This is a genomic window from Caballeronia sp. dw_276 (genome assembly GCF_018449635.1).
In the GTDB taxonomy this organism is placed as follows: domain Bacteria; phylum Pseudomonadota; class Gammaproteobacteria; order Burkholderiales; family Burkholderiaceae; genus Caballeronia.
On sequence record NZ_JAAVUV010000014.1, the window covers coordinates 200,482 to 213,464 of the forward strand.

Consider the following 12,983-nt stretch of genomic DNA (forward strand, 5'->3'; position numbering starts at 1 on the left):
TACAGGCTTAGTGCTACTTGGCCGCTTCCACCTGGCCGCGGATCTCGCCGCCGGGATTCTTCGCCGTATGGACGTTGAAATACCAGTTGCCGGCGAGCAGGTCTTTTGCTTGTGCGTCGGTTAGCGTGGCGCTGCCTTCAATCGGGCTCGGCAGCTTGCTTGCATCGATAGGGATCACCACGCCGGCATTCTTGCCGGCCGGCGCCGGGCCGTGGAAATGCGCCATGCTGGCCGGGCCCGTCAGGTCGGCATAAGTGACCTTCCAGCTCAGCAGTTTGGACGACGTGTCGTATGTGCCATCCAGGTTGCCGTGGCCTTGGCTATCCTTTGGCGGCACTTCGGATGACGCCTTCAGGTCTGCCTTGAGGTTGACGGTATCGGCGAAGGCGAGTGCCGGGACGGCCAGCGTCAGCGAGAGGGCGGCAGCGGTCAGCATACGATTGAGTTTCATGAGCGTTTTTCCTGTTTTTTATGGACCAATGGAACTTCACGACGTTGCTCGACAAGGGCTGTCCGTTGATCCCGGCCGAGTGGTTTCGATAATACGTGTTGCGTCGTCAGTTGCTTTGGGAAACGCCTGTGCCGAAGGGTTTATTCCATCGGCTCCAGGCAGAATTGGCAACGCGTAAAAAAGGCGCCCTCGGCGCCTTTTCTTCAACTACATCTACTGCCTTACGAACGCGTTGCCTCGAACAGAAACCAGACACGTTCCTCGGTCTGGTCGATCCAGTTTTCGATAAGACTCGCCGTCGCAACATCTTCCTTCTCGTCGCAGACGTCGTGCAATTCGCGCATGTACTTCACGAGCGACTCGTTGTCGCTGCGCAGTTCGTTGAGCATGTCGATAGGCGCAACGAAATCCGCGTCGTTGTCAGCGAGGCGCTTCAACGTGGTGATTTGTCCGACCGATCGCAACGTCGTGCCGCCAAGCTTGCGCGCGCGTTCGGCAATCGGGTCGATCATGTCGTAGACGAATTGCGCCTGGTCATCGAGCAACAAGTGGTAATCGCGAAAATGCGGTCCGCTCACGTGCCAATGAAAGTTCTTCGTTTTGACGAAAAGGGAAAACACGTCGGCCAGCAACTTGGTCAGGCCTTCGGCGACTTGCTTGCGCGCGTCGTTTCCCAAGTCGGTTGGTGTGGTTAGAGCGGCGGATGCGGCGCTCGGTTTCTTGGTCGTTGTAGCCATGAATGCTCCAGGGTTGCTGAAATTGGCGGGAAAAGTCTTGTCACCAGCGCACGGTGTTGCACGTCTCATGCCCAAGCGGGAAGTTGGTTCAACGACGTTCAAATTTGCAGGGCGCCCATGACAAGACAGCGTGACCCGCGTTTTCCCCTATGTCTTGCTTGTTGACTCAAAACCGAACCGGCACCACACTCCATATCAAGGTGTGATCACAGGTCACAGATCGCGTAAGGAGTTGTTTAATTCATGGCACAAGGCACAACACGAGCCGCCGCCCGCGAAGCAAGCGACCCATTGCCGCTCGAACTCGTGGCGCGCGAAACCATGGCGGGGCGGGTCTACGCCCAGCTGCGCGAAGCAATCATGACCGGGCGTTTCGCCCCGGGCCAGGCGTTGAGCCTGCGCGGGGTCGCGGAGGCGGTGGGTTCATCGACCATGCCGGTGCGCGCCGCGCTGACCCGGCTGCAGGCCGAAGGCGCGTTGATCGATGGACCCGGCCGCGCGCTCATGGTCCCGCCCATGACGCTCGACTTGCTCGACGAATTGCGGGATGTACGGGTATCGCTTGAGGGGTGCGTCGCGAAACGCGCGGCATCGCGGATGACAGAGGAACATTTAAGTGCGCTGCAAGCCGTCTTCGATGCAATGCACGCGCATGTAGAAGCCGGCGATGTCCCGGCGTATTTACGCAGCAACTTCGAGTTTCACATCGCCATTTACACACACGGCGCGAGCGACCTGACGCTCGCGACGATCCAGAACTTGTGGATGCGCATTGGACCGTTTTTGAACCTGGTGGCGCCGGATATTCCGCACATGAGGTTATCGATGGCGGCGCACAAGAAGATTGTCGATGCGCTCTGGAAGGGCGATGGCGAGGGCGCGCGGGCAGGTATCGAAGAAGACATTGGCGGCGCCGCGGCGGACTTGCAGGAGCGCCTGCAAAGCAGGGAGGCGGCACGCGCGTAGCAGACGCGTGTAATAGACGCGCGTAGCAGACGAGTTTTAGAAAAAAACATCAACGGAGACAAGCATGACGGTTCTGCAAATGTTGAAACCGCACGCGGGATTGCGCGTGCTGGTCACGGGCGGCGCATCGGGTATCGGGCTTGTAATTGCGCGTGCTTTCGTCGATGCCGGATCGCGCGTCCATGTCTGCGACGCCAGCCAGGACGCCATCACCACGCTTCTCAAAGCTGAAGAAAAAGCCGAGCTGAACGCGATCACCGCGACGCTTGCAGATGTTGCGGATCTCGCGGCGGTCGACCGTGTTTTCGATGACGTCGCAACCCAGCTTGGCGGCCTCGACGTGCTGATCAACAACGCGGGCATCGCGGGGCCGACGGGTGGTATCGACGAGATGGATGTGGGCGAGTGGGAGCAGACCATCGGTGTCAATCTCAACGCGCAATTCTATTTCGCGCGGCGCGCCGTGCCGTTGCTGAAAGCTGCGCGCGATGGCGGGTCGATCATCGCGTTGTCGTCGGTGGCGGGGCGGCTCGGTTATGCGTTCCGCACGCCGTATTCAGCGACGAAGTGGGCGGTGGTCGGGTTGACCAAGAGCCTTGCCATCGAACTCGGACCAGACAACATTCGCGTCAACGCCATCCAGCCGGGCATTGTGAAAGGGCCGCGCATCGAACGTGTGATCGCCGCGCGCGCCCAGCAACTCGGCCTCTCCTACGAGGACATGGAGAAGGACTACCTTGCAAAAATCTCGCTGCGCCGCATGACCACGCCGGAGGAGGTCGCCGCAACCGCATTGTTCCTGTGCTCGCCGGGCGGCAGCGGTATTTCGGGGCAGGCCATCTCGGTGTGCGGCAACGTCGAAGTGCTTTGAACACGTCTCTCAATCGTCAAGAGGTCTGAAAGCAATGGCTACCAAGCGCAAGGTCATCATCACGTGCGCGCCCACGGGCGCGATCCATACTCCGTCGATGTCACCCTACCTGCCCGTCACGCCGCAGGAAATCGGCGATGCCGCGCTGGCCGCAGCAAAAGAAGGTGCGGCCATCCTGCACCTTCATGCACGCGACCCCGTCGACGGACGGCCGACGCAGGACCCCGCTGTATTTCAGCAATTCCTGCCGCGCATCAAGGCCGAAACAGACGCGGTGATCAACATCACGAGCGGCGGCAGTCCGCACATGACGGTGGAGGAACGCCTGAAGCCGGCACATCACTTCAAGCCGGAAGTGGCATCGCTGAACATGGGTTCGATGAACTTCGGTCTTTACCCGATGCTCGATCGCTTCAAGGAATTCAAGCACGACTGGGAGCGCCAGCATCTGGCCAACAGTCGCGACCTGATCTTCAAGAACACGTTCAAGGATATCGAATACATCCTGACGTCTTGCGGCGCGAACGGCACCCGCTTCGAATACGAGTGCTACGACATTTCGCACCTCTACAACCTTGCGCATTTCGTTGATCGAGGTCTCGCGAAACCGCCGTTCTTCGTGCAGAGCGTGTTCGGCCTGCTGGGCGGTATCGGGCCGCATCCGGAAGACCTGATGCACATGCGCCGCACCGCTGACCGCCTGTTTGGCAGCGACTATGTGTGGTCGATTCTCGGCGCGGGCCGTCATCAGATTCCGCTTGCGACACTTGGCGTTGCACAAGGGTCGAACGTGCGCGTCGGGCTCGAGGATTCGCTTTGGCTTGAAGCAGGGAAGCTGGCCGAATCGAGCGCCGCGCAGGTCGTGAAAATCCGCCAGGTGATAGAGGGCCTTTCGCTCGACATTGCAACGCCCGACGAAGCGCGCGCCATGCTCGGACTCAAGGGCGCGGACAACACGAACTTCTGAAGCATCCCTTCAACCTTTGACGGCGGAGATCACTGTGACTGTGCCGAAACTCAAAGTAGTCGCCATGCCGACAGGCTGGCTGACCGTCGATCGTTCATCGCAGATCTATGGACGGTATTACGGCCAGCAGATCAAGGTGCCGGTCTGGTCGACGGCGATTGTCGGCGGCGATAAAAAGATCGTCGTCGATACCGGCATCCACGATCCGGGCTGGGTATCGAGCTTCGTGTGTCCGTGCGAGCAGGCGCCGGAAGAACGGCTCGAACGTGCGTTGAAAGAGTATGTGGGCTGGAGCGCGGACGACGTCGATATCGTCATCAACACGCATTTGCATTACGACCATTCCGGCGGTAACACGCTCTTCAAGAACGCCCGTTTTATTGTGCAGGCGAGCGAGTGGGAATACGCAGGCCGTCCGTTGCCCACGCAAGCCACGTTCTATCAGGAGTTCCTGATAGGCCGCGAACCACTCGCTTACTTCAAATGGCAGTTCGTGCATGGCATCACCGATATTGCGCCGGGTGTACGCGTTATCCCGACGCCTGGACACACGCCGGGGCATCAGTCGGTTGCCGTCGATACCGCCGACGGGGTCGTGCTGATCGCAGGCGATTGCGCCAGTTGCATGGAAAACATTGTCGATCTCGTGCCGGTCGGGATCGTTCATGAGACCGCGGCCGAACTCGCATCGCTCAGGCGAATCAGGCAAATCGCGGACTTCGTCATCCCCGGTCACGACCCGAATGTCGTGGCGGGATCTGCAGGCCTTGAACTACCCGCAAGCGCACGTCTGAAGCACGTAGAAAGTTAGTAGTACAGGCATAAATAACCATACGTAGGATCGGAGGAAGACATGAACACGCTGACGAACACCATCCGTCGGGCGGCACGCCTTGCGCTCGGGGCCGCGTTGCTCGCGACGCTGGCGGTATCGCAACAGGCCTCGGCCGCGGAGAAATACAAGGTATTTCTATCGATGAGCTATGTCGGCAACGACTGGCAAACCGAAGCTGCGAACATGGTCAAGGCCATGGCCGCAACACCGGGCCTGAAGGACAAGGTCGATCTCGAAGTGCAGGTTGCCGGCACCGACGCGCAAAAACAGATCCAGCAGATCAATTCGATGGTTCAGGCGGGCGCCAAGGCTATCGTGATCTATCCAATCTCGCCGACCGCGTTGAACCGCGCGATCAAGAACGCATGTTCGAAAGGCGTGATCGTGGCCGCGTACGACGGCGAAGTAACCGAGCCGTGCGCGCATAACGTGACCATCGACCAGAAGCAGGCCGGGACCGTCACGGCGGAATGGCTCGCGAAGACGATCAATGGCAAGGGCAACATCGTGCTGATCAATGGCGTGCCGGGCACGTCGGTGGATCGCGCGCGTACCGAAGCGGCAAAGGCGGTGTTCGCGAAGTATCCGGGCATCAAGATCGTCGCGGAAGGCACGGGCATGTGGAGCCAGGCGACGGCGAAGACGGAGTTGTCGAAGATCCTCGCGACGAATAGCTGGGACAAGATCGACGGCTTGTGGATGCAAGTGGGCTGTTTCACGGCCGCGTCCATGCAACTCGAAGCCGGCATCGCCGACGACAAGGTGAAACCGTGCGCGGGTGAATCGTCGAACGGGCATCGCGTGCAGATGTTGCCGCCGGGAACCGTGAAGGGCGATGGCACGTATCGCTCGATCGGGTATCGGTCGATCTCTTACGGGTCGCCGCCGTACTCGGGCGCGCTGGCGCTGAAGATGGCGGTTGGCAAGCTCGAAGGCAAGGAATTCCCGCCGCACGTGACGCTCAAGCTGCCACTGGTTTTGACGGCCGAATCCAAGCTGTGCAAGACAGGTTCCATCGATGAACTGAAAGCAGGCTGTACTGCGTTCATGCCGGACAAGGTGCCGCCCGGCTGGTTCGCCGACATCTATTCGTCGGAGACGAGCGAGGTTGGTTTCAACGCGGCGCTGACCGGCAAGCCGGACTAAGGAGCGTTTCATGCAGAGCCACTCACAGGCATTGGACGGCGGCTGGGCGATCGATCTGTCGAACGTGACCAAGCGCTTCGGCGCGACCGTCGCGCTGGACAACGCGTCTTTTCGCGTCAGGCGCGGCGCCGTTCACGCGCTGCTTGGCGAGAATGGCGCGGGCAAGTCGACGACCGTCAAGCTGCTCTCGGGATTGATGCAGCCGGACGAAGGCAGCATTTCGATCCTGGGGCAGAGCGTGAACATGCGCGGTCCGAAAGACGCGCATCGTGCGGGTGTGCAGACCGCGTTCCAGGAGATGACGCTTGTGCGCGATCTGACGGTCGCGCAGAACTTGCTGATGTCCTACGAACCGACTGGATGGTTCGGCCGCATCCGTCAGCGCGAAGCACAACGGCAGGCGGCAGAGTGGCTCGAAAAGCTCGAACTGGGCGATGTACGTCCGGGTGCGTATATCCGTGATCTGGCTTTGCCCGTGCGCCAGAAGATCGAGATTGCGAAGGCGCTGGTGCGCAAGCCGGACGTCCTGTTGCTCGACGAACCCACCTCGGCGTTGTCGGGCCGCGATGTGTCGTGGCTTGCACGCCGTATCGAAGAGATGAAGGCGCGGGGCGTGACGTTCGTGTTCATCACGCACCGCATGCAGGAAGTGCGCGAGTTCTGCGACAGCCTGACGGTGTACAGGAATGGCCACGACGTAGGCGCATTCGAAACGTCCGCCATCTCCGACGACGAGGTCATCCGCCTTGTCATCGGACGCTCGATGGAAGCCAAATATCCGCCCAAGGTCGCGTCTCCCGCCGTGCTCGAAACACCCGCGATGGAAGCGCGCGGCATCAAGGTGGACGCCGTGGTGAACGACTTCGACCTTTCGTTGAAGGCAGGCGAAGTGCATGGCATCGCGGCGCTCCAGGGCATGGGGCAGCGCGAAATTTTCGAGGCGCTGTTCGGTGCGGAGTTTATCGATGCGGGCCAGATTCTCGTCGATGGAAAACCGGTCACGCTGACCTCGACGGCGGACTCGTTGAAGGCAGGGATATCCACGAGTTTCCTGCCCGAAGACCGCAAGACCGAGGGCCTGTTCCTGAGGCTTCCCGGCGGAGAGAACGTCTCGTTGCCGGTCATCAAGCGCTTTACGCGTTTCGGTTTGATCGACCGCAAGCGCGAACAGGCGGCCATCAAGCGTGCGCTCGCGCAAATGGAAGTGAACCCGCGCGCGGTGTACAAACCGTGCCTTTCGTTCTCCGGCGGCAATCAGCAAAAGATCGCGATGGCGAAATGGTTGCTTACGCAGAGCCGCGTGTGGCTGATGTTCGATCCGACGCGCGGCATCGATGTCGGGACGAAGCATCAGATCTTCGTGCTGATGCGCGCGTTTGCGGCCGCCGGCGGCGCCGTGCTGTTCTATTCCACCGATGTACCCGAGCTTGTGAACGTGTGCGATCGCGTGACCGTGGTGTATCGCGGCCGCAATGTGGCCGAGCTCGAGGGTGAAGCGCTCACCGAAGAGAACGTGATGCGCAAGATGCTTTCGAGCTAACGCGCAGCGAGTCGGATCAAGCAACCAGAGGTCGATCATGAAAATTGCAATTGCGTCACCCGATAGCGAGATCGTGCGGCCAGGCGCGCACGTCGGTTTGCGGGCGCGCATCGATCATTATCGCGGGCTGATCATCGCCATTGGCGCGCTCCTCGCGATGCTGATCGCGTGGGTGTCGTTGTCGGCCACGCCGGTCGGCATGTACGACGTCGGCTCCGTGATCTCCAGCAGCACGACGCTCGCGCTTGCTGCAATAGGACAGACCATCGTCGTGCTGAGCGGCGGGTTCGATCTGTCGGCGTCGGCGGTGGTGTCGTTGTCCAACGTGCTCGCCGTGCATTTCGTGCAAGGCACGCCGCTTCAGCAATGGGGCGGTGTTGCACTGATTCTCGCGATAGGCGGCGGTATCGGCTTGATCAACGGCGCGTTGATCGCCTGGTTCCGGCTGCAGTCGATCGTGGTCACGCTCGCAACCATGTTCATGGTGCAGGGACTCACGCTGCTGATCCAGAACAAGCCTGGAGGGAGTATCGGCGAGCAGTTTGGCGGCTTGATCACATCTGACCTGATTCAGGACAAGGTGCCCATGTCAGCAGCCGTGCTGGTGATCGCGCTGCTGGTGTGGACTTTCGTCAAGCGCACGCGTTTTGGTGTGGGTCTTTACGCACTCGGCAGCGATCCCGACGGCGCGTATTCGAACGGCATGCCTGTGCGCGGTTACCGGATCGCGACCTACGCGCTCGCCGGCATGTTCTACGCGGCGGCGGGCCTGTATGTATCGGCACAGACGGGTTCTGCCGATCCGCTCGTCGGCCGGCCGTTGCTGCTTTCCATGTTCACCGCCGTCGTGCTCGGCGGAACGTGGCTGGGCGGCGGACGCGGTGGTTGTGTCGGCACGGTGTTCGCGGCCATGACGCTGATGATCACGGTGAACATCCTGCTCGTGCTGAACGTCTCCGCGTTTTTCACGACCATTGCCGAAGCGGTGATCCTGATCCTGGCCGTGCTGGGATCGTCTATCGGCAAACAATCGGCCGCGCATCACTGCGCGCAGTACGCGAGCCGATGGCTCACGGCCTGGCGGACCGGAACCCGCGCCAAGGATGATCCGGGTGCGCGACGGGTGAAATTCGAAGTCGAGCATTTCCGTCCGATAGAAAACACCGAACTCAAAGGCCATGCTGTATCGGACTGGATAGAACGCAATCGCGAGTGGGTGAAATACGTAGTGCCCGCGTATTTGCTTTTTTTCGCCGTCATCGCGATTACCGGCGTGGTGTATGGACCAGGCGTGCTTGCCAGCGCCAACTTCTACACGAGCTTGCTGACGCTCACGCTCTTCCTCGCGATATTGGGTCTGGGCCAGGGCGCCGTAATTCTCACTGGCGGTCTCGATCTCTCCGTGCCGTGGCTCATCACCTTGTCAGGCGTATTGCTCACCGGGCTTACACATGGACTCAACGATGCCGCCATCTGGGCCGTACCGCTCGTGCTCGGAGCAGGCTTGCTCGTGGGCATCTTCAATGGCGTTGGCGTGGTTGTGCTCGGCTTGCCGCCGATCGTCGTGACGCTTGCCGCCAACGGCTTGCTGCAGGGCATCACGCTGATCTATTGCAATGGCTCGCCGCAAGGCTGGGCGCCATCGGCAGTGAGCAATTTCACGAATGGCCGCTTCGGGCCGCTATCGTTGGCCGCGTGGTGCGTGCCGCTGTTCCTCGCGTTTGCGTTGTTGCTGCTGCATCGCACGGCCTTTGGGCGGCGGGTCTATGCGGTCGGCAATTCGTCCATTGCAGCCAAGCTCTCCGGCGTGCGAGTGGGCGCGACGCTCATCGCCGTGTATTGCCTCTCGGGCTTGTGTTCTGCCGCGGTAGGCCTGTTGCTTGCCGGCTTCAGCAGCCAGGCGTTCCTTGGCATGGGCGACCCGTACCTGTTGCCATCGATCGCGGTGGTGGTGGTTGGGGGCGCCTTGATTACCGGTGGACGCGGCCACTATCTCGGCGTGTTCGGCGGAGCGTTGTTGCTGACCGCGCTCGGCACGTTGCTCGCGGGAACGACCGTGCCGCCGGCTGTGCGCGACATCATCAACGGGCTTGTTGTACTGGCTGCGGTGATCACGTTGCGCGACAAGAAAGCTTGAGAACTCAATGGAGTCGACTATGAGCAGCAAACGCGTTGCGGTGATTGGATCGGGGCGCATTGGACGCGCGTGGGCCATCGTGTTTGCGCGCGCGGGGTTTGAGGTTCGTCTTCACGATGCCGACGGCGCAATGCTCGATGGCGCGATTCCATCGATACGCGAGAGCATCTCAGATCTCCAGGAATATGGTCTGATCGATGAATCCGTGGAGCAGATCGTCACTCGTGTCAGTGCATGCGGAAAGCTTGCCGATGCAGTGCAGGACGTCGATCTCGTGCAGGAGAACATCGCGGAAATCGTGGATGTGAAACGCACGTTGTTCGCCGAGCTCGACAAGCTGACGCGTCCCGACACGCTGCTCGCAAGTTCGACTTCGGGCTTGCCCGCTTCAACATTCACCGAGGACCTTCCCGGTCGCGCGCGATGTCTCGTGGCGCATCCCGTGAATCCGCCGTCGCTCGTGCCGCTCGTGGAGTTGTGCGGCGCGCCCTGGACCACGCCCGAGACGATTGCCCGCGCTCGCGCGATCTATGAAGAAGCCGGTCAGCAACCCGTCACCGTGACGCGCGAGATACCCGGTTTCCTGTTGAACCGGCTCCAAGGTGTCCTGCTCGATGAAGCCTTGAGCCTCTACGCGCGTGGCTACGCGAGCGCCGCGGACCTTGATACCGTGATGCGCGACGGCCTCGGATTGCGCTGGTCGTTCATGGGTCCGTTCGAGACTATCGACCTGAATGCACCCGGTGGCGTAACGGATTACGCGACACGCTACGGCGCGATGTACCAATCGTTTTCGAAGGACAGCGTGCCGTTCGACTGGTCGCCCGAAAGCGTCGCGCGGCTCGATGCTGAACGTCGCGATGTCCTTCCGCGTGACGAAATAGAAAGCCGTAGCCGATGGCGTGACCGGCGGCTGATGGCGTTGCTTGCGCATCGCCGGGCGATAGCCAAGTCCGCCAAGTAGTCCGATAAATAAACAGGAGACAACCATGATCGAAACGCGCCTGATTGTCGATGCGAACAATCATCTTGGTGAAGGGCCGCTGTGGGATGTGAAGGAACAGCGCTTGTACTGGATCGACAGCACGGCCGCCGAGCTCAGCAGTTGCCGCGCCGACGGCAGCGACATCAAGCGTTATTTCGTGCCGCGTCACATTGGATCGATGGCGTTGCGCGAGCAGGGTGGCGCCGTGGTCGCGCTTGCCAACGGCCTGCATTTCTACGACTTCGATGCGCAGACGGTCAAGCTGATCGCCGATCCGGAAAGCGACGACACCGAAACGCGTTTCAACGATGGCAAGGTCGACCGGCGTGGAAGGTTTATTGCGGGGACCATGGCTTACGACTTCGACCGTTACGACGCCGATCGCGGCCAGCGGTCGAGCCGCAGCGGGGCCTTGTACCGGCTTGATACCAACGGTCAGGTCACTCGGCTTGACGGCGGTATCAGTTGCTCGAACGGTCCATGCTGGAGCCCGGACAACCGCACTTTCTATTTCACCGACACCTACGACCGCCAGATGTATGCATACGACTACGACATCGAGACGGGCGCGGTTGCGAACCGGCGCGTGTTTGCATCGGCGAGAGACATGGCGGGCACATTCGATGGCGCCACCGTCGACGCCGAAGGTTATGTCTGGTCGGCGCTCGTGTTCGGCGGCCGCATCCTGCGTTTTGCGCCAGACGGGACGCTTGACCGCGTGGTTCCTTTCCCCGTTCGCAACCTGACGAGCGTGATGTTCGGCGGCCCGGATCTCGACATCCTTTTCGTCACGACCATGGGCCGCCCGATGTGGGGCATTCCGCAAAAAGAGCGCGACAAGGGCGGCTTGTTTGCAATCACCGGGCTTGGGGTGAAAGGCTTGCCTGAGCCGCGATTCGCAGGTTGAAGGCGTGGTGAGCAGACTTGAGCAAAAGCGATAGCGACATGAAATCTTGTCAATATCCAGTGCAGGGTGCCACGCCTATACTGCGTGACCAGAACGGTGATTGATCCAACCGCTGTCTTTCTGCTGTCTTTCTGGTTAACCCTTTGGATAACGCTCGCTCACTGCCATGTCGCTCATCAATTACATCACGCAAATCCAGTTCGACTTCGGCGCCGTCAAGCTCATCAAAAGCGAGTGCGAGCGCATCGGCATTCGTCGTCCGTTGATCGTGACTGACCAAGGCGTGAAGGCTGCTGGCATAGTCGATACAGTGCTCGATGCGCTCGGTCAGGGTACGTCCGTGCCCCTCTATGACCGCACGCCGCCAAACCCGAACGAAGGCGCGGTACGCGATGCCGTCGCGTTGTTCAAGCAGTCGGAATGCGACGGGATCATCGCGATTGGCGGTGGTTCATCAATCGATCTCGCGAAGGGCGTGGCGGTTTGCGCCACACACGAAGGGCCGCTGCAAAGCTTTGCGGTCATTGAAGGGGGCGCCGCGCGCATTACGTCGGCAACCGCGCCGTTGATCGCGATCCCGACCACGGCCGGCACCGGCAGCGAAGTAGGGCGCGGCGCAATCCTGATTCTCGACGATGGCCGCAAGGTCGGCGTGATCTCGCCCTATGTCGTGCCGAGATCCGCAATCTGCGATCCCGAATTGACGATGAAGCTGCCCGCCGCGTTGACGGCGGCGACCGGCATGGACGCCATCGCGCATTGCATCGAAACCTTCCTTGCACCGGCGTTCAATCCGCCTGCTGACGGTATCGCGCTCGACGGGTTGTGGCGTGCGTGGCGTCATATCGAACGTGCGACGCGTCAGCCCGATGATCGCGTTGCACGCCTGAACATGATGAGTGCATCGATGCAAGGCGCGCTTGCATTTCAGAAGGGACTTGGCTGCGTGCACAGCCTGAGCCATTCGCTTGGTGGCATCAACCCGCGGCTGCATCACGGCACGCTCAACGCCATTTTCCTGCCTGCTGTGATCGCGTTCAATAGCGAGTCCGCGAGCGTGAAGGAGGAAACCAAGCTCGGCCGTCTGGCGCAGGCGATGCAACTTGAATCGGGCGATCAGGTCGGTCCGTCGATCCGCGAGATGAGCCGTACGCTCGGCATGCCTTCGGGACTTGCAGAACTCGGCGTCACGCACGACATGTTCGAGCGAATCATCAGCGGGGCGTTGAAGGATCACAGCCACAAGACAAATCCACGCGAAGCATCGGCGGAGGATTATCGGGACATGCTCGAACGCTCCATGTAACCAGTCTGGCGCGCCGTCCGTGCCAGGGCCGTGTAGTTCGCGGTTGACTCGAAGATTTCACGGTTTGCCGGACGGCTAGTAATTACGTCGCGCTGGCTTTATTGATTTGACATAACATAAATTATCAACAATTTG

12 protein-coding genes are annotated in these 12,983 nt (G+C 60.7%); 10 read left to right on the top strand and 2 right to left on the bottom strand.

What is annotated here, in order from left to right; genetic code table 11:
• Positions 1-13: 13 nt before the first annotated feature.
• Together HB633_RS26085 and HB633_RS26090 are read right to left on the bottom strand one after the other, a co-directional pair.
• Positions 14-436 (bottom strand): CHRD domain-containing protein, encoded by a 423-nt coding sequence (locus tag HB633_RS26085; protein WP_056353789.1) that lies wholly within the window; start codon positions 434-436, stop codon positions 14-16.
• 236 nt (positions 437-672) lie between these two features.
• Positions 673-1,188, bottom strand: coding sequence for a DNA starvation/stationary phase protection protein (locus HB633_RS26090; RefSeq protein WP_213781035.1), 516 nt, complete (start codon positions 1,186-1,188; stop codon positions 673-675).
• Positions 1,189-1,431: 243 nt separating this feature from the next.
• Between HB633_RS26090 and HB633_RS26095 the strand changes: the two genes are divergently transcribed.
• The 10 genes from HB633_RS26095 (at position 1,432) to HB633_RS26140 (ending at position 12,848) form a co-directional block, all read left to right on the top strand.
• Positions 1,432-2,154, top strand: a complete 723-nt coding sequence (locus HB633_RS26095) for a GntR family transcriptional regulator (RefSeq protein WP_255581164.1) — start codon at positions 1,432-1,434, stop codon at positions 2,152-2,154.
• Between the two features lie 64 nt (positions 2,155-2,218).
• A complete protein-coding gene (locus tag HB633_RS26100) occupies positions 2,219-3,025 on the top strand; it encodes an SDR family oxidoreductase (RefSeq protein WP_213781036.1) in 807 nt (268 codons plus the stop codon).
• 34 nt (positions 3,026-3,059) lie between these two features.
• Complete coding sequence (locus tag HB633_RS26105; protein ID WP_213781037.1) at positions 3,060-3,992, top strand: 3-keto-5-aminohexanoate cleavage protein; 933 nt, start codon at positions 3,060-3,062, stop codon at positions 3,990-3,992.
• Positions 3,993-4,026: 34 nt separating this feature from the next.
• Positions 4,027-4,803: an N-acyl homoserine lactonase family protein gene (locus HB633_RS26110; RefSeq protein WP_346730365.1), complete on the top strand. Its 777-nt coding sequence runs from the start codon at positions 4,027-4,029 to the stop codon at positions 4,801-4,803.
• Between the two features lie 42 nt (positions 4,804-4,845).
• Positions 4,846-5,973, top strand: a complete 1,128-nt coding sequence (locus HB633_RS26115) for a sugar ABC transporter substrate-binding protein (RefSeq protein WP_213781038.1) — start codon at positions 4,846-4,848, stop codon at positions 5,971-5,973.
• Positions 5,974-5,983: 10 nt separating this feature from the next.
• A complete protein-coding gene (locus HB633_RS26120) occupies positions 5,984-7,513 on the top strand; it encodes a sugar ABC transporter ATP-binding protein (protein WP_213781039.1) in 1,530 nt (509 codons plus the stop codon).
• A 37-nt stretch (positions 7,514-7,550) separates the two neighbouring features.
• Positions 7,551-9,650 (top strand): ABC transporter permease, encoded by a 2,100-nt coding sequence (locus HB633_RS26125; protein WP_213781040.1) that lies wholly within the window; start codon positions 7,551-7,553, stop codon positions 9,648-9,650.
• A gap of 19 nt (positions 9,651-9,669) precedes the next feature.
• Positions 9,670-10,614: a 3-hydroxyacyl-CoA dehydrogenase gene (locus HB633_RS26130; protein ID WP_213781042.1), complete on the top strand. Its 945-nt coding sequence runs from the start codon at positions 9,670-9,672 to the stop codon at positions 10,612-10,614.
• Positions 10,615-10,639: 25 nt separating this feature from the next.
• Positions 10,640-11,542 (top strand): SMP-30/gluconolactonase/LRE family protein, encoded by a 903-nt coding sequence (locus HB633_RS26135; protein WP_213781043.1) that lies wholly within the window; start codon positions 10,640-10,642, stop codon positions 11,540-11,542.
• Between the two features lie 166 nt (positions 11,543-11,708).
• Positions 11,709-12,848, top strand: coding sequence for an iron-containing alcohol dehydrogenase (locus HB633_RS26140; protein WP_213781044.1), 1,140 nt, complete (start codon positions 11,709-11,711; stop codon positions 12,846-12,848).
• Positions 12,849-12,983 lie beyond the last annotated feature (135 nt).